The organism is Pseudomonas sp. PDM02 (genome assembly GCF_014852285.1).
GTDB lineage: Bacteria > Pseudomonadota > Gammaproteobacteria > Pseudomonadales > Pseudomonadaceae > Aquipseudomonas > Aquipseudomonas migulae.
Genome location: NZ_JACVBL010000004.1, coordinates 207,261 through 233,144, shown reverse-complemented (window position 1 = coordinate 233,144; position 25,884 = coordinate 207,261). Strand labels below are relative to the sequence as shown.

General features: G+C 59.1%; 21 protein-coding genes. 10 read left to right on the top strand and 11 right to left on the bottom strand.

Annotated features, from left to right (window positions below; genetic code table 11):
- Positions 1-42: 42 nt before the first annotated feature.
- The gene (locus IB245_RS09460) at positions 43-870 is read left to right on the top strand and encodes a glycosyltransferase (protein ID WP_192227393.1); all 828 of its coding nucleotides are present in this window, start codon (positions 43-45) and stop codon (positions 868-870) included.
- Positions 871-928: 58 nt separating this feature from the next.
- A complete protein-coding gene (locus IB245_RS09455) occupies positions 929-1,732 on the top strand; it encodes a 2OG-Fe(II) oxygenase (protein ID WP_008043901.1) in 804 nt (267 codons plus the stop codon).
- 12 nt (positions 1,733-1,744) lie between these two features.
- On the opposite strand, the gene IB245_RS09450 is transcribed toward IB245_RS09455, so the two are convergent.
- Positions 1,745-2,689, bottom strand: coding sequence for an aldo/keto reductase (locus IB245_RS09450; protein ID WP_008043900.1), 945 nt, complete (start codon positions 2,687-2,689; stop codon positions 1,745-1,747).
- 1,200 nt (positions 2,690-3,889) lie between these two features.
- On the opposite strand from IB245_RS09450, the gene IB245_RS09445 reads away from it, so the two are divergent.
- On the top strand, positions 3,890-5,551 hold the full coding sequence (locus IB245_RS09445) for a SulP family inorganic anion transporter (protein ID WP_192227392.1): 1,662 nt from the start codon (positions 3,890-3,892) through the stop codon (positions 5,549-5,551).
- Positions 5,552-5,724: 173 nt separating this feature from the next.
- On the opposite strand, the gene acnB is transcribed toward IB245_RS09445, so the two are convergent.
- Positions 5,725-8,334, bottom strand: a complete 2,610-nt coding sequence (gene acnB / locus IB245_RS09440; RefSeq protein ID WP_032832425.1) for a bifunctional aconitate hydratase 2/2-methylisocitrate dehydratase — start codon at positions 8,332-8,334, stop codon at positions 5,725-5,727.
- Between the two features lie 408 nt (positions 8,335-8,742).
- On the opposite strand from acnB, the gene IB245_RS09435 reads away from it, so the two are divergent.
- Complete coding sequence (locus tag IB245_RS09435; protein ID WP_008028699.1) at positions 8,743-9,213, top strand: DUF1289 domain-containing protein; 471 nt, start codon at positions 8,743-8,745, stop codon at positions 9,211-9,213.
- A 102-nt stretch (positions 9,214-9,315) separates the two neighbouring features.
- On the opposite strand, the gene IB245_RS09430 is transcribed toward IB245_RS09435, so the two are convergent.
- Positions 9,316-10,179 carry a universal stress protein gene (locus tag IB245_RS09430; protein ID WP_192227391.1) on the bottom strand — a complete coding sequence of 288 codons (864 nt, stop codon included), beginning with the start codon at positions 10,177-10,179 and terminating at the stop codon, positions 9,316-9,318.
- A gap of 160 nt (positions 10,180-10,339) precedes the next feature.
- Between IB245_RS09430 and IB245_RS09425 the strand changes: the two genes are divergently transcribed.
- The 3 genes from IB245_RS09425 to IB245_RS09415 all read left to right on the top strand — a co-directional run bounded on the left by IB245_RS09425 (position 10,340) and on the right by IB245_RS09415 (position 13,179).
- Complete coding sequence (locus tag IB245_RS09425) at positions 10,340-10,948, top strand: tRNA-(ms[2]io[6]A)-hydroxylase (RefSeq protein WP_008028695.1); 609 nt, start codon at positions 10,340-10,342, stop codon at positions 10,946-10,948.
- Positions 10,949-11,184: 236 nt separating this feature from the next.
- Positions 11,185-11,892, top strand: coding sequence for a winged helix-turn-helix domain-containing protein (locus IB245_RS09420; protein WP_032828732.1), 708 nt, complete (start codon positions 11,185-11,187; stop codon positions 11,890-11,892).
- Entirely contained in the window at positions 11,893-13,179 is a 1,287-nt protein-coding gene (locus IB245_RS09415; RefSeq protein ID WP_192227390.1) for an ATP-binding protein, read from the top strand. It begins immediately after the preceding gene.
- 114 nt (positions 13,180-13,293) lie between these two features.
- Here the strand turns inward: IB245_RS09415 and IB245_RS09410 are convergent, their stop codons facing one another.
- From IB245_RS09410 to IB245_RS09395, 4 genes are all read right to left on the bottom strand, one after another.
- Positions 13,294-14,082 carry a MipA/OmpV family protein gene (locus IB245_RS09410; RefSeq protein ID WP_192227389.1) on the bottom strand — a complete coding sequence of 263 codons (789 nt, stop codon included), beginning with the start codon at positions 14,080-14,082 and terminating at the stop codon, positions 13,294-13,296.
- 158 nt (positions 14,083-14,240) lie between these two features.
- Positions 14,241-16,490, bottom strand: a complete 2,250-nt coding sequence (locus IB245_RS09405; RefSeq protein ID WP_192227388.1) for a TonB-dependent siderophore receptor — start codon at positions 16,488-16,490, stop codon at positions 14,241-14,243.
- 105 nt (positions 16,491-16,595) lie between these two features.
- Positions 16,596-17,084 carry a GFA family protein gene (locus tag IB245_RS09400; protein ID WP_192227387.1) on the bottom strand — a complete coding sequence of 163 codons (489 nt, stop codon included), beginning with the start codon at positions 17,082-17,084 and terminating at the stop codon, positions 16,596-16,598.
- A gap of 57 nt (positions 17,085-17,141) precedes the next feature.
- On the bottom strand, positions 17,142-17,543 hold the full coding sequence (locus tag IB245_RS09395) for a PaaI family thioesterase (protein ID WP_008028682.1): 402 nt from the start codon (positions 17,541-17,543) through the stop codon (positions 17,142-17,144).
- Positions 17,544-17,801: 258 nt separating this feature from the next.
- On the opposite strand from IB245_RS09395, the gene IB245_RS09390 reads away from it, so the two are divergent.
- The 3 genes from IB245_RS09390 to IB245_RS09380 all read left to right on the top strand — a co-directional run bounded on the left by IB245_RS09390 (position 17,802) and on the right by IB245_RS09380 (position 20,996).
- A complete protein-coding gene (locus IB245_RS09390) occupies positions 17,802-18,686 on the top strand; it encodes a LysR substrate-binding domain-containing protein (RefSeq protein ID WP_192227386.1) in 885 nt (294 codons plus the stop codon).
- 100 nt (positions 18,687-18,786) lie between these two features.
- Positions 18,787-19,896, top strand: coding sequence for an agmatine deiminase (gene aguA / locus IB245_RS09385; protein WP_008038209.1), 1,110 nt, complete (start codon positions 18,787-18,789; stop codon positions 19,894-19,896).
- Between the two features lie 2 nt (positions 19,897-19,898).
- Positions 19,899-20,996, top strand: coding sequence for an extracellular solute-binding protein (locus IB245_RS09380; RefSeq protein ID WP_192227385.1), 1,098 nt, complete (start codon positions 19,899-19,901; stop codon positions 20,994-20,996).
- A 103-nt stretch (positions 20,997-21,099) separates the two neighbouring features.
- Here IB245_RS09380 and IB245_RS09375 read toward each other — a convergent pair whose 3' ends face one another.
- The 4 genes from IB245_RS09375 to IB245_RS09360 all read right to left on the bottom strand — a co-directional run bounded on the left by IB245_RS09375 (position 21,100) and on the right by IB245_RS09360 (position 25,367).
- Entirely contained in the window at positions 21,100-21,717 is a 618-nt protein-coding gene (locus IB245_RS09375; protein ID WP_192227384.1) for a DNA-3-methyladenine glycosylase family protein, read from the bottom strand.
- 5 nt (positions 21,718-21,722) lie between these two features.
- On the bottom strand, positions 21,723-22,535 hold the full coding sequence (locus IB245_RS09370; RefSeq protein ID WP_192227383.1) for an isocitrate lyase/PEP mutase family protein: 813 nt from the start codon (positions 22,533-22,535) through the stop codon (positions 21,723-21,725).
- A gap of 31 nt (positions 22,536-22,566) precedes the next feature.
- On the bottom strand, positions 22,567-23,649 hold the full coding sequence (locus IB245_RS09365) for a bifunctional transcriptional activator/DNA repair enzyme AdaA (protein WP_192227382.1): 1,083 nt from the start codon (positions 23,647-23,649) through the stop codon (positions 22,567-22,569).
- A 74-nt stretch (positions 23,650-23,723) separates the two neighbouring features.
- Positions 23,724-25,367, bottom strand: a complete 1,644-nt coding sequence (locus IB245_RS09360; protein ID WP_225609841.1) for an O-antigen ligase family protein — start codon at positions 25,365-25,367, stop codon at positions 23,724-23,726.
- Positions 25,368-25,884: the final 517 nt, after the last annotated feature.

Sequence of the window (25,884 nt, the reverse complement as noted above, 5' to 3'; positions counted from 1 at the left end):
ATTTTTATTGCTGTTTCCAGGTTTTTAAAGAGTGCATCACACATGAATAACAATGATTTTCTGTCGCAACAGAAACCACCCTTCAGCATTGTCCTGGTCAACTACAAAACCATCGAAATAACCCGGATTTGCCTCGACCTGCTACATCAGCACCTGGGCGACAGCAACATTCCGGTCTGGGTGGTTGATAACGACTCGGCCGATGAAAGCACCGACTATCTGCGCACACTGGACTGGATCAACCTGATTGAGCGAAAAGCTCCCGAACCGGAACATGGTCATATCGCGCATGGCAAAGCACTCGACCTGGTGCTGGAACGGGTTGAGACCGACTTTCTGTTCCTGCTGCACACCGATACGTTTATTTTCGACAAAAATGTATTTTCAATGATGTTGAACAAGTGCATTAAAAACCCGAATGTCGTGGCCGTCGGGTGCACAGAACAACTTAACCGCGGCACCACCAGAACCCTTTGGCGCTTTAGCTCACGACTGGTAAAACATCACGTCAGACGCCTGAAACTGTCCTTGGGACTACGTTCCAGAGAGCCAAAGCCCTACAGGGAAGTTTATTTGAAAAGCTTCTGTACCTTATGGAACTGCAAGCTGATGAAGCAACACGGCATGCATTTCCTGATGGATGAGCGCGTACCCGGTTATACCCTCCAGGACCGTATGACCCAGTTGGGCTATGTTGTTGAGCTGTTGTCCCCGCGCAAGATATTCAGCTACCTCGACCATATTCAAGCGGGCACCGTCGCGGCCGCTGGCGGTTATGCGACAACGCACAGACGAACGAAGATGTACAACGACATCCTTAAACGTTTGAAAGGTGACAACAACCAGGTATCGGCAGCGCGTAACAAGTAGCGCGCCCCTCTTGCCGGAAGCACTCGCAGGTTGTTATGAACAGACAATTGGAGCGGTAATGACACCGATCACTCAGACACTCCCCATCGTCACCACCCCGGAGCTGGATTTTGACCAGAACGCTGCCAGCACTTTCGGTCACTCGCTAGCCAGTACTTATGCTCAAGCCACCCCCTTCCCACACATCGTCATTGACGATTTTTTACCGCAGGACCTGATTGCGAGCATCTGCGCGCATTTTCCCGTCGAGCCAACCAACAACGAAATGCTCTATGAGCGCGGCTATAAGGGTCAGCACAAACGGCAAGTCAGCCCCAACGAATGCGATCCCTACTTGAAGACGGTTTTCAACGCTTTCAACTCGGCGCCCATGTTGCAGTTTCTTGAAAAACTCACAGGTATCGAGGGTTTGATTCCCGATCCTTACTTTACCGGCGGCGGACTGCACGAAACGAAAAAGGGCGGTTTTCTGGGGGTACACTCGGACTTCCGGCTCAACAAAAAGTTGAATATCGAGCGCAGACTGAATGCCATTATTTACTTGAATCAGGATTGGCAAGAGGCGTACGGCGGCAACCTGGAACTATGGGACGTCGGGATGAAGACGTGCCTCAAGAAAGTCCTGCCGATCTACAACCGCTGTGTCATTTTCAACACCGACAAGGACAGCAATCATGGACACCCGGAGCCTCTGACGACGCCGGAACACATCACACGCCGGTCCATCGCGCTGTACTACTACACCGCAGCAACCGTGGTGGCTGATCCTGCGCAAAGAAACAAAACCCACTACAAACCAAGGCCCAAGGATCGCTTGAGCCTCAAGTACTACCTCAACAAACTCATCAAGAAAAAAAACTGACGGCACCTGCGGTTATCCGACCACATCGATCAACTGCTCGCGTTGTGCCCCCGTCAGCATCGGGCCGAAACCGGCACCGGCGTTGTCCGCCATGTAACGCGGGTTGCCGGTGCCGGGGATGACGCAGGTCACTGCCGAATGCGCCAGCAAATACTTGAGCGCCAATTGTGCCCAACTGGTGACGCCGACTTGCGAGGCCCAGCCGGGCAGCGGTTTGCCCTTCAAGCGGGCAAGCAAATCACCGCCGCCAAATGGCCGGTTGCAGATCACCGCCACGCCGCGTTCGCGACACAGCGGCAGGATGCGTTTCTCGACCCCGCGATCGTCCAGCGCATAGTTGATCTGCAAGAAATCCAGTGGCTCGGCTTTGAGCACCGCTTCCACTTCCTCATATGCCGACGCGGTGTAATGGGTGATGCCGATGTAGCGAATCCGCCCTTCTTCCTTCCACTTGCGCAATGTAGGCAAATGGGTTTTCCAGTCCAGCAGGTTATGAATCTGCATCAGGTCGATCCGGTCGGTCTGCAGCAGTTTGAAGGATTGTTCCATCTGCGCGATGCCTTCTTCGCGGCCACGGGTCCACACCTTGGTGGCCAGGAACGCTGGTGAACGCGGCTTGTGGATCGACAGCAGTTCGCCGATGGTCTGCTCGGCGCGGCCATACATGGGTGAGCTGTCGATCACCGTGCCGCCCTTTTCAAATAACGCGCTGAGAACGGCGGGCAGGTTTTTGTAGGCCGGATCGGCAGGTGCGACATCAAAGCCGCGATAGGTGCCCACGCCGACAAGGGGCAATGGCTCGTTGCTGGAAGGAATGGCGCGGGTCAGCATGTTCTTGCCTCCTGTTTCCTTCGACGGCGCGGTGGCTGCAAAGGCCGGATCGAAAGTGAGCACCGCCGAAGCACCGGCAGCCAGCGTGAGTATTCGTCGACGCGTGTATCCATCAGTGTGGCTCATGGTGGTGTCCTTCCACTCTTTTGCGCTTGTTGCGCGGCAAACGGCACGATTACCAGCGCCACGAGTCCTCTGTTAGCCAAGAGAATAGCTGCCGGCGGTAATTCGTCCTTGCTTGAAATACAACGAGGTCGCAAGTGCTGGTGGGCGGCAGCAATTGCTTGGGTGTATATCCATTATTTTTTGTGATGGCGGCTGGCGGTTTCGCCCTTACGGCGAGTCACTTGGAAAAGCCCCAAGTAACCAAGGGCTCTTGCCCCTTTCGTTCGGTGCCTCGCTAATGCTCGCCATGCCCTCGCTCCGGTCCTGCTCCGTGGGCCCGCCGCCATCGGCCATCCCTGGCCGGGGGCGGCTAACCCGGCATCCATGCCGGGTTGCCCACTGCGCAGAACCTGCGCTCGGCCTCTCGAGGGGGCGCTCAGATCAAAAGCTGAAGGCGAGCTAACGCTCGGCCTGATGAGTGGTGAAAAGCAAAAGCAAACACGATTCCCTGTAGGAGCGAGGCTTGCCCGCGAAAAACGTCCGGACAACGCGTTCATTCAGGCAGCACGCGTTATCGTTGACGCCCATCGCCAGCAAGCTGGCTCCTACAATTTTGAGTCGTGTGAACCCAATCCCCGTGTAGGAGCCGGCTTGCTGGCGATAGCGTCCGTCCAATCAATAAATGCGTCGACTGACCCACCGCCATCGCCAGCAAGCCGGCTCCTACAGGGGATCGGTGTACATGTCCGGAATGGGTGAGCGCAGCAGAGAAGGACAACGCGTACCCCCAAAGAGCCAGGTCGGCTTTCAGGCCGCCTCGGCGGCTGTGGCGGTAGTCGCCCCCTCGAGAGGCCGAGTGGAGGTTCTGCGCAGTGTGCAACCCGGCATGGATGCCGGGTTCGCCGCGCACGGCCAAGGATGGCCGATCGCGGCGGGCCCACGGAGCAGGACCGGAGCGAGGGCATGCCGAGCCACAGCGAGGCACCGAACGAAAGGGGCAAGAGCCCTTTGGTTACTTTGGGCTGGGCCGGCACTCCGGCTTTTCCAAAGTGACTCGCCGTAAGGGCGAAACCGCCAGCCGCCGCAACCCAAAAAACGGATATGCACACGGCCAGCGTTTTTATGACATGGCACCTGATCCAGAACACCTGTCCCCAAGGATAAACAGCTAAGCTGCGGCTGCATCGGCGCACCGTAAAGCGCCGTCTCTGGAGACGCAACATGGCTCGTGCCCCCGGCGCATCGGCGCAACCCCGTGCCGATACACCTGACCGTTGGCTGGACGTACTGGCCGGTCTGTCGATTGCCGGTTTGTTGCTGCCCGAGGCAGTCGCCTATTCCAGCATTGCCGCGTTGCCGCCACAGGCCGGGGTGATTGCCTTGTTTGCCGGGCTGCTGTGTTACGGACTGTTCGGCACCAGCCGGTTTGCCATCGTGTCCGCGACCTCGTCGTCAGCGGCCGTTCTGGCTGCCGCCACCGCCACGCTGGCCAATGGCGATCCGGCCTTGCGCATGAGTCTGGCGATCGGCCTGGTGCTGATGACCGGAGGTTTCTTCCTGTTGGCCGGGTTATTCAAACTCGGCAGCGTCACTTCATTCATCGCCAAACCGGTGCTGCGCGGCTTTGCAGTGGGGCTGGCCGTGACCATCATCCTCAAACAAGTGGCGAGCATCGTCGACGTCCACTTGACCACTGGCAACCTGATCCGTTTCCTGCCGCAACTGCTGGAGCAGTGGCCGCAGTGGAATAAAGTCGGGGCATTGGTCGGGGCGGTGGCGTTGCTGGTGTTGTGGCTGTGCGCGCGGGTCAGGCGTTTGCCTGGCGGTTTGTTGGTGGTGACGCTCGGCATCGCGGCGGGCCAATGGCTGAACCTGCCAGCCTACGGGGTCAAGCTGATCGGCGTCATCGATCTGAGTCTCGAAGTGCCGCAGCTCCCGGTGTTGCCGTTCACTGACTGGTTGCGCTTGGGTGAACTGGCGTTCGCCATGGTGATGATCCTGTATGCAGAGTCTTACGGCTCGATCAGCTCGTTTGCGCTCAAACACGGCGACCGGGTGTCTTCCAACCGCGATTTGCTGGCCCTCGGTGCGGCCAATCTTTTATCGGGACTGTTTCATGGCATGCCCGCAGGCGCTGGTTATTCAGCGACATCGGCCAATGAAGCGGCGGGGGCCGGTTCGCGTCTGGCCGGGATTGTGGCGGCCGGGGTGGTGCTGCTCATCGTCCTGACGGTGTTGCCGTGGATCGCCCTGACTCCCGAGCCGGTGCTGGCTGCCATCGTCATTCATGCCTTGGCCCGTGGCTTGAGCCTGCAACCGTTGGGCCGGTATTTCATCTGGCGTCGCGACCGCCTGCTGGTGATTTGCGCGGTGGCGGCGGTGCTGGTGTTGGGCGTGCTGGACGGCTTGCTGCTGGCAGTGGCAATCAGCGTGGTGCTGATGCTGAAGCAGATGTCATCGGCGGATATCCAGGTGTTGGGGCAAATGGCCGGAGGTCACGATTTTATTGACCTGCAACGACATCCCGACGCGAAGGAAATCCCCGGTGTGCTGATCGTGCGGCCCAGCGAGGCGCTGTTTTTCGCCAATGTGGAGCGCATTCTCGGTGGTGCATTACGCCTGGCGCGGCACGCACAGCCGCCGGTGCATACGGTTATCCTCAGTCTCGAAGAGTCGCCCGATCTGGACGGCACCAGCATCGAAGCGCTGGAAGCGTTCTTTTTGCAGGTGCGCGCCGAGGACAAACTGCTGATCCTGGCGCGGCTCAAGCATCAGGCAAAAGCGGCGCTGTCGAAGTTGCCGGCGCAAGAGCTGGAGCAGGTGATTCTCAGCGGCCTGAGTGTGGACGGGGCGGTGCAACAAGCCCTCAAACCAACCACATAAACCTGTAGGAGCGAGCCTGCTCGCGATAGCGGTGGGTCAGTCAAGGGAGGTATTAACTGACCCACCGCTATCGCGAGCAGGCTCGCTCCCACAGGGGATTGGTGCAAACCTTTCGGGCATAAAAAAACGCCGCTCATCTCACGATGGGCGGCGTTTTTTACAGCGTTGTAACGTTAGGCTTGAACGACCGGGATATTGGCGTTCGCAGCAACTTCACGGAACTCGGCGATCTGGTCGAAGGACAGGTAGCGGTAAACATCAGCCGCCATGCTGTCGATCTTGCCAGCGTATTCCATGTACTCCTCGACGGTCGGCAGGCGACCCAGGATGGACGCAACGGACGCCAGCTCGGCCGAAGCCAGGTAGACGTTCGCGCCGTCACCCAGACGGTTCGGGAAGTTACGGGTCGAAGTCGACACCACGGTGGAGTTCGGCTCTACACGTGCCTGGTTACCCATGCACAGCGAGCAGCCTGGCATTTCCATGCGTGCGCCAGCCTTGCCGTAGATGCCGTAGTAGCCTTCTTCGGTCAGTTGGTGAGCGTCCATCTTGGTCGGCGGCGACAGCCACAGACGGGTTGGCAGCTGACCCTTGACCTGATCCAGCAGTTTACCGGCAGCGCGGAAGTGACCGATGTTGGTCATGCACGAACCGATGAACACTTCGTCGATCTTCTCGCCAGCAACGCTGGACAGCAGACGGGCGTCGTCCGGATCGTTCGGCGCGCAGAGCACAGGCTCTTTGATGTCGGCCAGGTCGATTTCGATGACTTCAGCGTATTCGGCGTCAGCATCGGCAACCATCAACTCTGGGTTGGCAACCCAGGCTTCCATCGCTTGAGCGCGACGTTCCAGGGTACGTGCATCGCCGTAGCCTTCGCCGATCATCCAGCGCAGCAGGGTGATGTTGGAGTTCAGGTACTCGGTGATCGACTCTTTCGACAGCTTGATGGTGCAACCGGCAGCCGAACGTTCAGCCGAGGCGTCGGACAGCTCGAAAGCCTGTTCGATGCTCAGGTTGTCCAGGCCTTCGATTTCCAGGATGCGGCCGGAGAAGGCGTTCTTCTTGCCTTTCTTCTCGACGGTCAGCAGGCCAGCCTGAATCGCGAAGTAAGGAATGGCGTGAACCAGGTCACGCAGGGTGACGCCCGGTTGCATTTTGCCTTTGAAGCGCACCAGGATCGATTCCGGCATGTCCAGCGGCATAACGCCAGTGGCGGCGGCGAACGCTACCAGACCGGAACCGGCCGGGAACGAAATGCCCATCGGGAAACGGGTGTGCGAGTCACCACCGGTACCGACGGTGTCCGGCAGCAGCATGCGGTTCAGCCAGCTGTGGATGATGCCGTCGCCCGGACGCAGGGAAACGCCGCCGCGGGTCATGATGAAGTCTGGCAGGGTGTGGTGGGTGGTCACGTCGATCGGCTTAGGGTAAGCCGCGGTGTGGCAGAAGGACTGCATTACCAGATCGGTCGAGAAGCCCAGGCACGCCAGGTCTTTCAGTTCGTCACGGGTCATCGGACCGGTGGTGTCCTGAGAGCCGACGGTGGTCATTTTCGGTTCGCAGTAGGTGCCAGGACGAACGCCTTTGCCTTCTGGCAGACCGCACGCCTTGCCGACCATTTTCTGTGCCAGGGTGTAGCCCTTGCCGGTGTCGACAGGTGCTTCAGGCAGTTTGAACAGATCGGTAGGGCCCAGGCCCAGTTCAGCACGAGCCTTGTCGGTCAGGCCGCGACCGATGATCAGCGGAATACGGCCGCCGGCACGAACTTCGTCCAACAGGACCGGGGTCTTCATTTCGAAGGTGGTCAGGACTTCGTCGGTGCCGTGTTTGCAGACTTTGCCAGCATGCGGGTACAGGTCGATCACGTCGCCCATGTTCATGTTGGTAACGTCGAATTCGATCGGCAGTGCGCCGGCATCTTCCATGGTGTTGTAGAAGATCGGAGCGATTTTGCTGCCGAAGCAGAAACCGCCGGCACGCTTGTTCGGTACGTAAGGAACGTCGTCGCCGAAGAACCACAGCACCGAGTTGGTGGCGGATTTACGCGAAGAACCGGTACCGACCACGTCACCGACGTAGGCGATAGGGAAGCCTTGACCGCGCATTTCTTCGATCTGCTTCATCGGGCCGGTGACACCCTGGACGTCAGGCACGATGCCTTCGCGGGCCATTTTCAGCATGGCGAGGGCGTGCAGCGGGATGTCCGGGCGGGACCAGGCGTCCGGAGCAGGGGACAGGTCGTCAGTGTTGGTTTCGCCGGTGACCTTGAACACGCGCAGGCTGATCTTGTCGGCCAGGACTGGGCGGTTGCGGAACCACTCGCCGTCAGCCCAGGACTGGATCACGCCTTTGGCGTGTTCGTTGCCGTTGCGGGCTTTTTCCGCGACGTCGTGGAACGCATCGAACATCAGCAGGGTGTGCTTGAGCTGAGCGGCAGCGACAGCAGCCAGTTCGGCGTTGTCGAGCAGGTCAACCAGGGTCACGATGTTGTAGCCGCCCTGCATGGTGCCGAGCAGTTCTACAGCGCGTTTCTTGTCGATCAGAGGGGAAGTGGCTTCGCCTTTGGCCAGGGCAGACAGGAAACCTGCCTTTACATAGGCCGCTTCGTCCACGCCAGGCGGAATGCGATTGGTGATCAGGTCAACGAGGAAAGCTTCTTCGCCAGCCGGGGGATTCTTCAGCAGCTCAACCAGGCCTGCAGTTTGTTCGGCGTTAAGCGGCTGGGGAACGATACCCAGTGCTGCACGCTCTTCGATATGTTTGCGGTAGGCTTCAAGCACAGTTATTACCCTCATCAGTGGTCCCAAATGGGTGTCCGGGACGCTCATCCCGAAATTGCCGTACTCATGCGCTGCGTGGCGTTGTGGGCCACTTAGCCAGAATTACCGACAATTCCTTACAGAAGCTGCTTTCAAAGTTTTACGCCTGCAGAACGGGGAGCTGATGAGGGTTGGCGTTGGGCTTTTCCCCGCTGGAAAAACCCTTCGCCAACACCGCTCTGAAGGAACGACTGTGCTCGTGACGCTTTGAAAACAGCTTCTAACGGACATTGGCGCCTTAAAAGGCTGGCTGATTCTACGGCAAAAAAAATTTAAAGGTAAGTTGGGCTCTCAACTTTGAGGGGTGATGAATGTTAGACAAAGGGCTAACATGCCCGCCTGTTCTGCTTTCCCGTGCTTTGTTGACCTATGCCCAATCAGACCATCAAGACCCCCTGCGTCGGCCTTTGCTCCACTGTTTACGGTGACTTGGTCTGCCGTGGCTGCAAGCGTTTCCACCATGAAGTGATCAACTGGAACGGTTACAACGAGGAGGAAAAACGCGCGGTATGGCTGCGGCTGGAGCAACTGTTGTCCCAGGTGATGGCCAGCAAACTGGAGGTTTTCGATCCCCAGCGCCTGCGTCTGCAACTGGAACAGCGCAAGATTCGCTTCGTGCCGCATCAGTCGGAATATTGCTGGGCCTATCAGTTGATCGCCCGAGGCGCGCGGGTGATCAACAATCTGGAAGCCTACGGGATGGTGTTGATGCCGGAGTTTCGCGACTGGAACCTGCCGGAGCTGCGGGATGCGATTGATCGGGAATTCTTTTTGCTCTCCGAGGCGCATTACCAGCGTTACATCGCGCCCGGATTCCTCAAGGATGCGTTCGGCGGTTAACCCTTAAAAGCTTCGCGGGCAAGCCTCGCTCCTACAGGTGAACACGTAACCCTGTAGGAGCGAGGCTTGCCCGCGAAGGCGCCCTGATGGGCTCCGCAAATCTCAATGATGAGACACCATCTCTTCCAGATGATCCTCAATCTCCTGCGGCTTCAACACCAGCACATCGCTCTCCACCGCATCCAGCACCACCTCCGCCGTATTGCCGATCAACGCGCCGGATATCCCGGACCGCGCCACCGTGCCAATCACAGTCACCGATGCGCCCAGCGTGTGGGCCATGTATGGAATCAACACATCCGCCGGACCTTCCGCGATATGAAGGTGCTCATTGTCGATGTCGAACTCGGCTTGAAACGCAATGCACTGTTCGCGGTAACGCGCCTCGATGGTTTCGCTGAGCTGCAACGTAGGGTCCGCCGCCGAAAGCATCGGTGAAGGATGAGCGCTGACCACATGCAGATGTGCCTTGGCCAGGCTGGCGATGTCATAGCCGTGATCGATGATGATGTTGTGCAGGTGGCGATGTTCGTCATCGGTATTGCCCACGTCGATCGCCGCCAGAATCACACCGCCTGCCCAGGGTTTCGAGGTTTTCACCAGCAGCACCGGCGTCGGGCAGGAGCGCAGCAGTTTCCAGTCCGCTGGGGTCAGCAGGGCTTTTTTCAATGAGCTGTCGGGGTAATGCTGCTTGATCACCAGCCCGCAACCTTCGGCTTGCTGCACATCGACGATGGTTTCGTGCAGGCTTTCGTTCCACGCCTGCTCGGTGGTCACGCTGTAGCCATCCGCGAGCAGCGCTGCCTTGAGCACGCCAAGCATGCCGCTATGGTCATGCTTGCGGTCGCACACCAGCAGATGCAGGTGAGCCTGGGTTACCCCGGCAATCAGCTTGGCCCGTTTAAGTGCCAGGCTTTCCGAGTGTTCGGGTTCGATGACCACCAGAATGCTGCGAATGGCTTGCATGATCGGGATCTCCAGAGGGAAAAAAAGCATGGCGTTGCACAACTATAGTTGCTGGTCGCGCATCCGGGACTTGATACATATCAACGGTCGTGGCTGGTGGTCTGGCGGCGGGCCGGTATAATCGGCGCCCTTCGTTTTGAACCTTTTGTCCGTGAGCCCCATGATCCTTCCCGAAATTCACGAGTTCCTCGGTTGCCGCACCCCTGACGGCTGGGTCCAGGCCGCGCTGGCCGATCAGGAAACCTTGCTGATCGACCACAAGAACTGCGAATTCAAGGCGGCCAGCACGGCATTGAGCCTGATCGCCAAGTATCACTCCCATGTCGATCTGATCAACCTGATGTCGCGGCTCGCCCGGGAAGAGCTGGTGCACCACGAACAAGTCATGCGCCTGATGAAGAAGCGCAAAATCGAGCTGCGCCAGCTGTCCGCCGGGCGTTACGCCTCGGGTCTGCGCAAAGTAGTGCGCAGCCATGAACCGGTAAAGCTGGTCGATACCCTGGTAGTCGGTGCGTTTATCGAAGCCCGCAGCTGCGAGCGGTTCGAGGCGTTGGTGCCGCATCTGGACGAGGAACTGGGCAAGTTCTACTTCGGTCTGCTGAAAAGTGAGGCGCGGCACTTCCAGGGTTACCTGAAACTGGCCTACCAGTACGGTGACGCCAAGGACATCGCTCAGGTGATCGAGCGGGTCCGCGCTGCCGAGCAGGAACTGATCGAATCGCCGGACGTGGAATTCCGTTTCCACAGCGGTGTTCCAGCCGCCGCATGACCCGTAGGAGCACGGCTTGCCGGCGAAGGCGTCCTTGAGATCGCCTTCGCCGGCAAGCCGTGCTCCTACCGTTAGTTGCGATCTTTTGCAGCGCAATTGTTAAAAACTCTTAAGAGTATGAAAGATCACTGAAAACCGGCCCCAGAGGCCGGTTTTTGCTGCCTGCAATCGCCGCCCCGACGCTGATTGACGCCATAATGCCGCCCACTTCACACAAGAGTTGGCACGCGTTCGTTATGGATAACCTGGGTTTTGGCAAAGTTCTGCTGGTGGAAGACGACGAAAGGCTTGCCGGGCTGATCGCGCACTTCCTGTCCCAACATGGCTTTGAAGTGTTACAGGTGCATCGCGGCGACCTCGCGTTGGCCGCGTTCCTCGACTTCAAACCGAAAATCGTTGTACTCGACCTGATGCTGCCGGGCCAGAGTGGCCTGCACGTGTGTCGCGAAATTCGCAGCGTGTCCGATACGCCGATCGTCATCCTCACCGCCAAGGAAGACGACCTCGATCACATCCTCGGCCTGGAATCCGGCGCCGACGACTACGTGATCAAGCCGATCAAGCCGCCGGTATTGCTGGCCCGTCTACGTGCGTTGCAACGCCGGCAAACGCCGGACAGCACTGTCTGCAGCTCGCTGGAATTCGGCCATCTGAGCATCGATCGCAGCTGTCGCGAAGTGCGCCTGGCGGGTGAGGGCATCGAGCTGACCACCATGGAATTCGAATTGCTGTGGTTGCTGGCCAGCGCGGCGGGCAAGATTTTGTCCCGCGACGATATCCTCAACCGCATGCGCGGGATCGCCTTCGACGGCCTCAACCGCAGCGTCGACGTCTACATCAGCAAGTTGCGCGGCAAGCTCAAGGACAACCCGCGTGAACCGGTGTGCATCAAGACCATCTGGGGCAAGGGTTACCTGTTCAATCCGTTCGCGTGGGAGCTGTAAATGCTGCGGTTATTTCTCGGTCTGTTTGTGATGATGACGGTTGGCCTGGTACTGGGGTTGCAAACTGTCGAGCGCACGTTTGATGCGCTGCTCGCCGGTCAAATGCAGAGCTACAACCGCGAGGCGGTGCGAGGTCAGGCCTGGTCGCTGGTGGAGCAGTTGCGCGGCCTGGACGGTCCGGCCCGGGAACGCCAATTGGAAACCGTGCGCCCTCACTACGGTTTGGGCCTGAGCCTGGTCGAAACGGATCAACTGGCCCTGACCGATCAGGAAAAAGCCGAGTTGGCCCAAGGCCTGCTGGTGCTGCGTGACAAGTACACGCAGTTCATCTCGCGCATTGACGACGGTTCGCAGTTGCTCAGCATCAAGCTGCCGGCTGAGCCGAGTCTGATGCCGTTCTACATTGCCGCGGCCTATTTGATGATCGCGGTGATGATCGGTTTCGTGTTGTTATTCTGGGTGCGCCCACACTGGCGAGATCTGGAGAAACTGCGCCTCGCCGCCGAACGCTTTGGCGACAACAACCTGTCGGCGCGAATCCAGCTGTCCAAGCGTTCGAACATTCGCGACCTGTCCGAGCATTTCAACCTGATGGCTGCGCGCATCGAAGGCCTGATTGCCAATCAGCGTGAGCTGACCAACGCGGTATCCCATGAATTGCGCACGCCGATTGCCCGGCTGTCGTTCGAACTCGATCAGCTCAAGCAACAATCCGATCCGAGTCAGCGTCGCGAACTGATTGCCGACATGTACGCCGACCTCGGCGAGTTGGAAGAAATGGTCTCGGAGCTGCTGACCTACGCCAGCCTTGAGCGCGGTGCCACGGTCATTACCCGGGAGAATATTCAGGCCAACAGTTGGCTCGACAGCGTGGTCGGCAGCGTGGCGCTGGAGGCCGAGGCGGCCGGGGTGCAACTGCTGATTGTCGAGTGTCGGGTCGATGAGGTGCGCATCGAACCGCGCTTCATGGCGCGCGCGGTGATCAACCTGCTGCGCAATGCCATTCGCTATGCCGAAGAGCGAGTGGAGGTGTCGTTGGTGCGCACCGGTGATCAATACGAAGTCCAGGTCAACGACGACGGGCCGGGCGTGCCGGTGGACGGGCGGGAGAAAATCTTCGAACCGTTCTCGCGCCTGGACGCCAGTCGGGATCGCCGCACGGGTGGCTTCGGCCTGGGCCTGGCCTTGGTGCGGCGGGTGTCGCAGTCCCATGGCGGGCAAGTGCAAGTGGCGGATTCGCCGTGGGGCGGGGCGTCGTTTCGCATGACCTGGGTGCATCAGGATTAGTTGTGTGTTGCTCTTGCGGACCCCTTCGCGGGCAAGCCTCGCTCCTACAGTTTGTACGCGTACCGTGTAGGAGCGAGGCTTGCCCGCGAAGGGGCCTTCAGCAACACCCTCAAATCAAAAGCTGTAAACGACCTGCCCAGCCACCGAAGTCTGCATCCGCTTCTCGACAATCGGACTGTCCGCCGCTTTACCACCCAGGTACTGCACCGCCAGCACCGTGGTAAAACTCCATTCATCGTTGATCGGCAGCGACCAGGTCAGATCCGCCCCCCGACTCACCAGGCCACCTTTGGTGTCATACGCCTTGAACTTGCTGCGCGACGCCTGAGCGCTGCTCACGCCATACCAGGTGCGCATGTAATTGCTGTCGCCGAACTGACTGTTCAGGCTGCCGACGACCTTGCCGTAGTCACCTTCATAAAACGGTGCGCTGATGCTCAGCTTCAATCGGTTCCAGGCTGAGCCGGTGTCGTGTTCGTCCTCGTCTTCTTCAAGTGCATGTTCATAACTGGCGCCGAGAATGATCGGCCCCATGTGATAGGTCCCATCCAGCCCCAGCAAGGGACGCGACTTGATCGAGCCCATACCGTTGAGCTCATCCGAGCCCTTGAAACCGCTTTTACGGTCCTTGCGCACATCACTTGCGCCGACGTAGACGCTGAGGCCGAAGTCCTCTTCGTCAAACGCCCAGCCAAGACCCTTTTGCGTGTCGAGAAAGAAACCATAAGGGCTGACGATTTCGCCGCCCAGCAACGGTGCGACTACGCGTTCATCACTGCCGCTGTAACGCGGCGCACTGGCAGCGCCGGCGCGCAGGCTGTAGTGCCAGTCTTCGGCATACAAGGAAGTGGAGGGGAGAAGCAGGCAAAAAGAGGTCAACGGCAAATACAGCGAACGAAACATGGGAGCACCCTGGGTGATAGTGGATGCGCCCATGCTAGGCGGGTGCCGCCCGGCAATCTTTGGCAGCTTTGTCGCAAAACTGTCAAAGACTGTGAACGGGGTTGGCGAGCGGTGAGTCGCCTGTGGCGAGGGCGTAAATCCCTCGCCACAGAATCAGCTTAGAAGTCCCACTTGGTGGTCAGCATCAGGTTGCGCGGCTCGCCGTAGAACGTGGTGTCGAAGTTGCCCAGGCCGGTCAGGTACTTCTTGTCGAAGATGTTGTTGGCGTTGACGGTGAAGCTCAGGTGCTCGTTGTACTGGTAACGGGTCATCAGGTCCACGAGGGTGTAGCCGCCCTGTTTGATCCGGGTGTAGTCGCCAGCGGGAGCGCTGTAGATTTTGCCGTAGAAAGCGCTCTGCCAGCTGATGCCGCCGCCAACGGTCACTTTGTCCAGGGCGCCAGGCAGGCGATAGGTAGTGAACGTGCGCACAACGTGCTCGGGTTTGCTGGTGGACAGCGGGTAACCGAAGATGCGCTGCTCGTCTTTATCACGGGTGCGTGCGTAGGTGTAACCGGCCATCAGGTTCCAGCCATCGGTCAGTTCGCCGGCCAGTTCCAGTTCCACACCTTTTGTGGTGGTGCCGTCGACGGCTTTGTAGATGCCTTCGTTGGTGATTGCGTTGGTGCCGGTCTGCTCGGCGACGCCGTCCTGCTCGATACGGAACAACGCCAGGCTGGCATTCAGCCGGCCATCGAGGTAAGCGGCTTTCAGACCGGTTTCGTAGCTGACGCCTTCAACCGGTGCCAGGGTCATGCCACTGGCATCCTTGTTGGTCTGTGGCTGATAGATCGAGGTGTAGCTGGCGTATACCGAGTACACGTCGTTCAGGTCATAGACCACGCCGGCGTAAGGCGTGACGACGCCGTGTTCCTTGTAGCTCGCTTGGGTGTCGTCCAGCGGTGAATCCGCGTTGTAGCGGTAGTCTTCGTTGTACTTGAAGGTGCTCAGACGGCTGCCGAGGATGACCGACAGATCATCGGTCGGGCGCAGGCGAGTGGCGAGGTACACACCGTTCTGGCTCTGGGTGCGTTCGTATTTGCCGTTTGCCGGGAACTCCTGTTTCGGCAGATGGCCGTCCCAGTCGTAGATGCTCCCCGGGACCATTTCGAAGGCGCTGGTGTCGTAGGTGGAACCGGTCTGGCGGGAGTGGGACGTCATGACGCCGGCTACCAGATCATGCTCGCGACCGCCCAGGGAGAAGGGGCCGGAGACGTTCACGTCGGCGGTGTCCTGCACGCGATGACCTTCCCAGCGACCCCAGAAGAGGAACATGCCGTCGCCGGTATCGCGGTTCGGGTTGCCGCCGCTGGCCGAGGCCAGTTGGGTGTCGTGATCCGTGGTTTTCTCGCTGAGGCTGGCCTTGAATTTCCAGTCGTTGGCCAGCGCTTGTTCCAGCGAGGCAAAGTAGGTGATTTCGTCGAAATCGCGGCGGCTCCAGTCGGCCGCCGGGTTGAAGCTGCGGGAGAAGTCGGTACGGCCGCCGTCGGAGAAATACGTCGGGTTGCCGGTCCAGGAACTGCCGCGAGGTGTGGCGCTGGACTTGTCGATACCGAACGTCAGCAGGGTATCGTCGGTCAGGTTGGCTTCGAGGATGCCGTAATACAGGTCTTTCTTTTGGCTGTAGTGGTCGATGTAGGAATCTTTATCCTGGTACACGCCGACAAAGCGCCCGCGCACATTGCCCGAGTCAGTCAGCGAACCGGAAATATCGCCGGAGGTGCGGTAATTGTCCCACGAACCGACGGTGCCGCTGATCGAGGCCTTGAACTCTTTGGTCGGCTTCTTGCGGATCAGGTTGACGGTGGCGGACGGGTCGCCAGCGCCGGTCATCAGGCCGGTCGCGCCCTTGACGACCTCAATGCGGTCGAGGCTGGCGGAGTCGTCGCTGTTGTTCGGGTTTTCCCCATAAACACCGTCGTAAGGCTGGTTGACCCCGTCGTACTGGAAGTTGGTGATGGCAAAGCCGCGGGCGGAAAACTCGGTACGGTCGCTGTCGTATTTCTGCGTCGAAACACCGGGGGTGTTACGCAACGCATCGCTGATGCTTTGCACACCGCGATCGTCCATTTGCTGGCGGGTAATCACCGTGACCGATTGCGGTGTTTCACGCAGCGACAAGGGCAGGCCGGTGGCCGAAGACGTTGAGCCGGTGGTGTAGGAGTGGGTGTCCTCGGTGGTCGCGCCCAAGGCGACACCATTGATGTTCGTCGCACCCAGTTGCAGCACGCCATCGTCCTTGGCTGCCGTTTTGCCGGTGGCCGTTTCGGCGGCATGGGCGGTGGAGGCAAGGCTCAGCAGAGCGGCCGGAAGGGCCAGTGCCAAGGGGCACAGGGCAAAACGAAAACGCGCAGCAATTGGGTGCGACATGGAGATCCCTTTGTATCGAATCGATCGGTAAGTGAAAGGCTTCTGAGGGTTAACCGAACGAAAAACGCAAAGGGGAACTGCCGTGTGAAAAAATCGAAGTTTTGATTAGCGAGCCAGACCCAGTCGCTCGTGCCACTGTGCGATGGACTCCTCGGGCCAGATCTCGCACTGCCGATCACCGACATGCGCCGCAACCTCCACCCACGGCGCTTTCGAATTGAGCATCACGTGCGTGTACTCGGGTGGCACCGGCAACGCCGTATCAATGGCCGAGGCGAACGGGTGAATCAGTTCCGGCCATTCAGGGCTGAACAGCCACAAGCCCGAGCCACACACCGAGCAGAAGTGCCGCTCTGCCGTGCTGCGGTGGGCGCGTTTATCGCCTTCGTCCTTGAGTCGTGCGTGATAGATCGCGATGGATTTGCGTCCGCGCACCTTGAGGCTGGCGGCATCGCCCGCGATGTTGACCGAGTAACCGCCACCGCCCTGGGTCTTGCGGCAGATCGAGCAATAGCAACGTTGGTAAGGGTAGGGGTGGGCGCTGGTCAGACTGAACGACACGGCACCGCAGTGGCAGGAGCCTTCGAGTCGCATGGCAGAACCTCCAAATGATTGGCTGTTACTTCCCTGACCGCCCCGAAAACCGGTGGTTCACTGCTGGATCGGCACCAGGATCGCATCGCCGGTTGCCACCAGCTTCAACTGATCCCCTGTTTGTGCGAACAGCTCGGCACGGGCAAACACCTGCTTCTTGCCAGACTTCACCACCTGGCCGCGCGCAATGAACACTTCACCAACGGCGGGTGCAAGGCAATTAACCGAAAAATGCGATGCCAGGACATTGCCAGCGACCGTTCCGGCCGCAAACCCACAGGCGGTATCGAGCAGCGCGCCAATCAGGCCGGCATGCAGAAAACCTGCGTATTGCGCCATATCCGCCTCGCGAAAAGCCAGGGTCAGTTCCACCTCGCCCGGCTCGGTGCGAGTGACCTCGAAACCGGCCCAGCGGTTGAAGGCGGACGTTGAATTGATCTTTTTGAGTGCATCAAGCATGGCGAATCCCTCCGGTTGAGGCATCAACATGCGCCGGGTTTTGGGGGATGTCATGGTGGATAAAGAAGGGTGATGGGCGGGTGGCTTGGTGGTGAATATTCAGGCCTTATCGCTAGCAGGCTAGCTCCCACAGTGGTCTCCTGAACACTGGAGATCCAATGTGGGAGCTAGCCTGCTAGCGATGAACGATAACGCGGTCCCTCTGGACGCCCACCGTTCACCCGGTCAGCATGAACACCTCGAATCGGGAACCGACCCATGCGACGACTACCTTCCCTTGCAGCCCTCAAAACCTTCGAATGCGCCGCCCGCCACGCCCACTTCGGCCGGGCCGCCGCAGAGTTGTGCGTCACCGACAGCGCCGTCAGCCATCAGATCCGCCAGCTCGAAGAACAACTGGGCGTGTCGCTGTTCATCCGCGAAGGCCGGCAAATCCGTCCGACCATGGCCGCCGGGCGCCTGATGCAAAGCCTGCAGCAAGCCTTCGAACTGATTGGTGAAGCCTGCGATGAACTGCGCGATCCGTCGTCGCTGGCGGTGTTGCGCCTGGCGGTGACGGCCGAGCTGGCGCAGAAGTGGTTGATGCGTCGCCTCACGGATTTCTACGCGCGCTATCCGCACATCACCTTGCACCTCTACGAACAGCCAATCGACGCCACCGCGCCGGGGGAAGACATCGATCTGGCCATCACCTACGGCACCGGCCCGGTGGACAGCAGCGCGTACTTCGTTCGGCCATTGCCGGCATTGCAGTTCTTCCCGGTGTGCAGCCCCGGCCTGTTCAACCAGGGCGCCCTGAAAACCCCGAAGGACCTGGCGCGCCACTGCCTGCTGCACGACGATCAGGACGGCAAGACCTGGACCGCCTGGCTCACCAGTCATGCCGGCGATCTACCTCCCGAACGACAGTTGTATTTCGCCCATGCCGGCCTCGCGCTGGAAGCCGCGGCCCAAGGACAAGGCGTGGCCATGGGCGATAACCTCACGGCGCAGGAAGACTTGCTCAGCGGTCGACTGGTCCGGCCGTTTACCTCAAGCATGACTGCGCTGGGCCAATACGCGCTGGTGTGTGAACGAGTGCGCCTGGAGCGTCCGGCTGTGGCGCAGATGCTCGAATGGTTCAATGATCAACTGATCGATTGATGAGTTTTATTCAACTGTTCCGTAATTATCATCGTTGGCGAGGAGGGCGCCGACGACCTTAGCCTGTGGTCATTCCAATCCCCGTCAACGAGGTTTGACCATGGCACGTTCGCTCGACACCACCCCAAAACAAGACGGCTTCCGCCTGCCCGGCGAATTCGAAACCAAGGCCGGTTGCTGGCTCGGCTGGCCGGAGCGCACCGATGTCTGGCGCAACGGGGCCAAGCCGGCGCAGAAAGTCTGGGTGCAGATCGTCACCGCCATCTCTCAAAGTGAACCGGTCACCGTGTGTGCCTCCGCCGCGCAATTCGCCACGGCGCGCCGGCAGTTGCCGCCGCAAGTTCGCGTGGTGGAAATGACCTGCAACGACACCTGGTTCCGGGACAGCGGTCCGTGCTTTGTGGTGAATGACGCCAGCGGCGAAGTACGCGGCGTCGACTTCGAGTTCAACGCGTACGGCGGCCTCGATGGCGGCTTGTACTACCCGTGGGACAAGGACGACCAGATCGCCAGCAAGATCCTCGAAATCGAACGTTTCGACCGTTACCGCGCACCGCTGATCGCCGAACTCGGCGGCATCCAGAGTGACGGCCAGGGCAGCATCCTCACCACCGAACAATGCCTGCTCAACCGCAATCGCAACCAGCACCTGGGCAAGGAAGAAGTCACCCGGCGGCTGACGGACTACCTCGGCGCCGAGCAAGTCATCTGGCTGCCGCGCGGCTGCAAGTTCGACGAAACCGACGGTCACGTCGACGACCTAGCGTGCTTCGTGCGTCCCGGTGAAGTGGTGCTGCAATGGACCGACAACCGCGATGACCCGCAATGGGAAATCTATCAGGAAGCCTACGACGTCCTGCGCAGCACCCGTGACAGCCGTGGCCGCGAGTTGATCGTACACAAACTGCCACAACCCGACGTGCTGGAATGGACTGCAGAAGAAGCCGAAGGTCTGGACCAGCAAGACAGCACCCACACCCGTCAGGCCGGCACCAAAATCTGCGCGTCGTATATCAACTACTACGCCGGCAACACCTCGATCGTGGTGCCGTTGTTTGGTGATCGTAACGATCAGGTGGCACTGGCGACACTGGCTGAGCTGTTCCCGCAGCACAAGATCGTCGGCATCGAAAACTCCAGGGAAATCCTGCTCGGCGGCGGTAACGTCGCGTGCATCACCATGCCTCAATACGCTGGTAAAGGAGTGTGATCATGGGCCTGCACAAACTGACTCAAGCGTTATTGCTGGTGCTTGCACCCTTGTGTGTGCAGGCCGCCGACAGCGCCAAACCGGTGGTGAACCTGTACATCTGGGGCGAATACCTGGCCCCGGATACCCTGACCAATTTCGAGAAAAAGACCGGCATCCATGTGATCGCCGATCATTTCGATTCCCTGGAAACCGTCGAGACCAAACTGCTCACCGGCCGCAGTGGTTATGACCTGGTGCTGACGGCGGGGCAGCATTTGTCCAGGGCGATCCAGAGCGGTGCCATTCAAACCTTGAACCTGCAACGGTTGCCGCACTTTGCCGGCGTCGGTGAAGAGTTCCGCCAGCACATGGCGGTGTTCGATCCGGGCAATCGTTACGCCGGGATTTATGCCTGGGGCACGACCGGTGTGGGTCATCAGGAAGAGGCCGTCAAAAAGCGCCTGCCGGAGGCGCCAACGGACAGTTGGGCGATGCTGTTCGATCCGGCGGTGGTCTCGAAATTTTCCGATTGCGGCGTGAGTTTGCTCAACGATCCCAACGAGGTGTTCGCCGCGGTGATGAAGTACATGGGGCTGGACATCAACCGCCAGAACCTCGATGACCTGAAGCTGGCCGAGCAGCAACTGGCGAAGATCCGGCCGTACATCCGTTACTTTGACAATGACCTGAACATCAGCGACCTGGCCAATGGCAACACCTGCGTGGCGATGTCGTGGAATGGCAACGTGGCTATTGCGGCGGGCCAGGCAGAAGCCGCGAAAAAACCGTACACGTTGACCTACCGGATACCGAAGGAGGGCACGTTGATCTGGTTCGACGCCATGGTCATTCCCAAGGATGCGCCGCATCCCGAGGCCGGGCTGGCGTTGATGGATTACCTCATGACGCCGCAAGTGATTGCGCCAATCACCGACACCATTCACTACGCCAATGCGATCACGGCGGCGGATGACTTGATCGCCCCGGCGATTCGTAATGATCCGGGGACGTATCCGTCGGCGCAGGTGCGGGCTTCGTTGTATAGCAAGAATGACAATGGCAAGGCGTTCAACCGGGCGTTGATTCGGGCGTTCAGTCGGTTGAAGTCGGGGTTGTGACTGGATTTGAATGATGTGTTGAATGGGCTGGCGCCATCGCGAGCAGGCTCGCTCCCACAGGGGATCTCCAGCGTTCACAAAATCCCTGTAGGAGCGAGACCGGCTATTTGGCTGGCACCCGCCACAAATACCAGGACGCTACCGTCCGGTAAGGACTCCACCCCAGGCCGATCTCGACCATCTGCTTGCGCGTCGGCTGCACCTCCAGGCCCTTCAGCCGCCGATAGCCCTCACGCACCCCAAAGTCATCCGCCGGCAGGATGTCCGGGCGCTCCAGGCTGTAGATCAGCAGCATCTCCACGGTCCAGCGCCCAACGCCGCGCAAGGTAATCAACCGCTCGATCAGCGCCTCATCGTCCATGGCCAGCGCCGTCGCATAGTCCGGCACCACGCCGTCCAGCGCCGCTTGAGCAATGCCCTGAATGGTCGCGATTTTGCCGGCGGAAAAGCCGCAACTGCGCAATTGATCAAACCCGCTCGCCAGAATCTGTTCGGGCCGCGGAAACGAGGCCGAAGGAAACAACGCCAGCAGCCGCCCGACAATCGCATCACCGGCCCTGGCGTGCAGTTGCTGATAGGCAATAGCCCGCACCAGCGACTCATACGGGTCGCGAGCCGCATGAGGCTGATGCAGGCAAGGGCCGATGGTCGCGATATGGCGCGCCCAATCGTCGTCAATGGACGCCAGAAAACGGGTCGCGGGCTGATAGGGATCGGGCATGAGGATCAAGTGTTTCCGACGGATTTCAGCAGGGCGTTCACTTCCCCGTACGTGAAGGCCTTGAGCTGGCTGCTGTCGAGTTTGCCGGTCTCCAGAAACCCCTTGGCCAGGCCGGCCATGGCGCCGTACAGAAACTCGGCGATAGCGGACCCCGCGCTCAAACGCCGCACACCCAGCGCTTTCAACGTCTCTGGGGCGGGTAACCCCGGCAACGCGAGTACGTTCACCGGCAGCGTGGTGCCACGGCACAGCGCGGCAATCTCGTACTCCGCCGAAACACCTGCCGCGAACAGTCCGTCCGCCCCGGCCGCTTGATACAGCGCGGCGCGTTTGAGTGTTTCCGCGACGCGGTCTTCGGCCGGCACCAAGGCCTTGAGGTACACGTCGGTGCGGGCGTTGATGAACAACTTCACCTGACGGCGTTCAGCGACCTGACGGGCGATGGCGATCTTGCGCGCCAGCAGTTCGGGCGGCGAAGCACCGTCCTCGATGTTGATCCCGACAGCGCCAGCGGCGAGCACCGCCTCAACCACTTCGGCGACCCGTGCCACGTCATCGGAATAGCCGGCTTCGATGTCCACGGTCAACGGCAGCGAAATCACGCGGGCGATGGCCTCGACGCTCGATACCAGGCGTTCGAGCGGCAGGGTGTTGCCGTCTGCGTAACCATGCGCCCAGGCGACGGCCGCGCTGCTGGTGGCCACGGCTTGGCAGCCCAGTTGTTCAACGATGCGGGCCCCGGCGGCATCGGCAACGTTGGTGAGAATCAGCAGGCCGTCCTGATGCAGCCTGTGGAATGAGTGGTCGAGCCTATCCATCGATTTCCTTCCTTATGAAAACACCGAGTGATCAGAACGCGAGTTGATGGGTGATCTGCACCGCCGCTTTTTCCAGCCTGAGCAGAAACGCCTTGCGTGGTTGTCCTCCACCATAGCCCGTCAGCGAGCCATCTGCACCGATCACTCGGTGGCAGGGCAAGACAATCGAAAGGCGGTTGTGCCCGTTGGCCAGGCCCACGGCGCGACTGGCACCGGGCTTGCCCAGCCGCGCGGCGATGGTGCCGTAGGTGCTGGTCTGGCCGTAAGGGATTTTCGCCAGTTCGGCCCAGACTTGCCGCGAGAACTCGCTACCGGGCAGGTGCAGGGGCACCTTGAATTCGGTCAGTTTGCCGGCGAAATAGTGCGCCAGCTCGTCTTCGATTTGCTGCAGGTGAGCGTTGTGACCGGGCGCCACTGCGTAGCCGTAACGGTTCTGCAAAGCCTCGACTTCGCGGGTCAGCGCCGGCCGATCGAGAAACTCCAGCAGCACCAGCCCACGCCGTTCGGCCATGGCGATCATCGGCCCCAGCGGGGTGGTCAGGCGTGTGAACAACAGTGGTTCGCTGTGGGCCGCGCGGCCCGGCGTGATGTGGAAGGATTTTTGAAACGCATCGCGAAAACCACTCAGCGATTCGTATCCCGAATCGAACGCCGCGCTGTCAATGGAATCGCCTTGTCTGATCCCGCCCAGTGCCATGCCGAGGCGCCGGGTACGCAACCATGCATGAAAGGTCATGCCGAAATGCTGTTTAAACCAGCGGCGCAGTTTCAGCGGCTCAATGCCCTCGGCCAGCAGTTGCACATCGGTCCAGCGCCGTTCGGGGTCGGCGTCCACTGACTTGAGCAGCCTTTGCACCCAGTCCGGGGCAATGGCGGCAGCGTCCAGCGGTTTGCATCGCAGGCAGGCTCGATAACCGGCGGACAGGCACTCATCCGCATGGGCGAAGAACTCGACATTCTCCGGTTTCGGCTTGCGCGCCGTGCAGCTGGGGCGGCAAAAGATCCCGGTGGTTTTGACCGCGGTAAAAAACACTCCCTCGTACGCGGTGTCGCGTTCGAGCATGGCGCGGACCATCTCGGCATGGGGAGGGAGCAAAGTGTCTTGTAAGTTCATGGCATGAGCATAAGACGCGGCGCTCGGCACCTCCACCGGAAAATCGACAGAGAATTCCAGTGAGCAGTCGGGCTCTACGTGTTATCGATTCCGGACTTGTTCTTCTGACGGTCGATTAGAACCTGGGTAACGATGATTCCCCATATGACCGCCAATAAAAGATTGAACGTGATGAGCCTGAACACTGCAAAAAAAGCTCCGTATATCGCCATGGTCAGGATAGCCATACGTATGAGTGTCCAGTGAATGGGCTCTGATCTGATCGATGACAGTTTGAAAATAACAGGGCCAAAAAGTAAGGCCGAATACACTAACAAGCCGCTTAATCCCCCGACCATCAACATATAAAATGGCCAGTTGTGCACGTAGGCCACTTGTTTGGCTTCCGAAACGTTGTCAGAGGTTTCCCAGCGCATTTCGTGTTTGACTCCCAATCCATTGCCCATTATCGGGCGAGGCACAAACATTTCCCAGGCGATTTTATATTCATCCATGCGTGCAGAGATATTGAAGTCTTTTGTTGTTTTATTGCCTGAAGGTGCTTCTGGTTGAATGGAGTGGTAGTTGTCGGGTGCGGGCGGTGCTTCAAATGTGCTGGTGTCGTTCGGTGTTGTCTCTGTCGATATGTTTTGTTCGGGGGTGGAAAGTGTTGTTGTCGAAATAAGTGCGTCGGGCTCGACAGCGGTGTCAACAGGCGTGATGTTGAGTTCTGAGGTTGGCAGGGCGATCAATTGGCTCATCCGGCCAATCCAGATATCCTGAATGCCCGTAGAGTAAATAAATATCAAGCCCGCCGCGCCGAGCGCCGTGAGGGTTGTAATAAATTTAGGCAGCACCTCTTTGCGGTAAACGATGAGGTAAACCAGGAATATAAACATCGCCAGTAACGAGCTCAGTAACATGCTTCTGGTAAACGTGATAAGTATTGCGATCATGCAGGACAGGGCCATCAGCAAACCTGTCGTCGCTGCGGCCTTTGGCTGCGCCAATGAGGCCAGGGTTACACCGATGACGAGCCCGACAGGCAGGAGGGCGTCCGTGGCCTGTGCGATCGACATGGTTATTCTGTCGCGCATGGGGCCAATGGCGTCGGCGTATTCACTTGCAACGGCTTCCGGGATTCTGAGCGCCTGGTCATCGACCGAAAGAAGCCAATAAGGCCGCCATATGTCGTTGTGAAAATAATAAAAAATAATAAAACCCGCGAGCATGAATATTGACGTTGCGATTGAAATTCCAATCCAGCGAATCCGGTTGCCGTCCTTGCCTATCAATACCGCGACAGGTAAAAAATTCAACATGAAAAGAAAAGGAATAATTCCTCTGGTCCAGTCCCTGAGCGGGATGTTGTTGTTCAGCGCAACTGCCAGATTTATCGTTATTGCAGTCGAGACTGCCAGTATTGTAAGCCCCCAAAGCTTCAAGTGAGGGCGAGCGGCGGGGGAGCGCAGGCACTCAATAAAAGTGCCTGTCGTAATGACAATCAAAAGAACTGCAAATGAAAATTCTTGTAAACCAACTGTGGTGGGGGCCGGAGGTAACGCAAGTGCCAGCGGGAATAGTGTCAGCATTCCTAGCCACGGCGAAAAAACCGCCATTATGATAACTGAGGCCATGCCGGCAGCAGCCATAAAAAGAATAGTGTCGTTTTCTTGTGTCAGGCCAATAGCAGTCAGCGCTGCAATAATGATTGCAGCGCTATTTTTAATGCGGATCATAGTGTTCGATACCATGAGTCACTCTCCCTCAGGAGAGCGTCTTTAGGATGGCTTGAAGCGGTTGGATATGACCAAGTCGCCCCTGTCCATGATTCAACTTGCAACGAACCAGTCGATGCGATTAATTCAGCCGGTCAGCACAATTGAATTGCACATTCATGCGTGCTGTCTGCCCTGTGCTTATGAATCGGACATTGACCGATGACTGGGCAGGCGTCGCTGTTGTCCGGCAGGCTGAATAAATCATGAGGAGTCCTTTCAGGCATTCTTTGGAGCCCGGGAATCAGGGCGCGGGCAGAAGAAGATACCGACACACTCAGTTGCTGAATGTAGGAAAGTTCCTGAAATGGGTACTCCGCTTTCCCTGTATCAAGCGCCAGCATCTGAAGCTGCGGAGCAGGCATCAAAACCCTGGGCAGGTGGTAAGCGGAGGAGGAGCAAGGCGAGGCGAGGGGGGAGACACTACTATCGCGGCCCGGCGACGCCCAGGATTAAGGGCGTCGCGGTTTTCAATGCC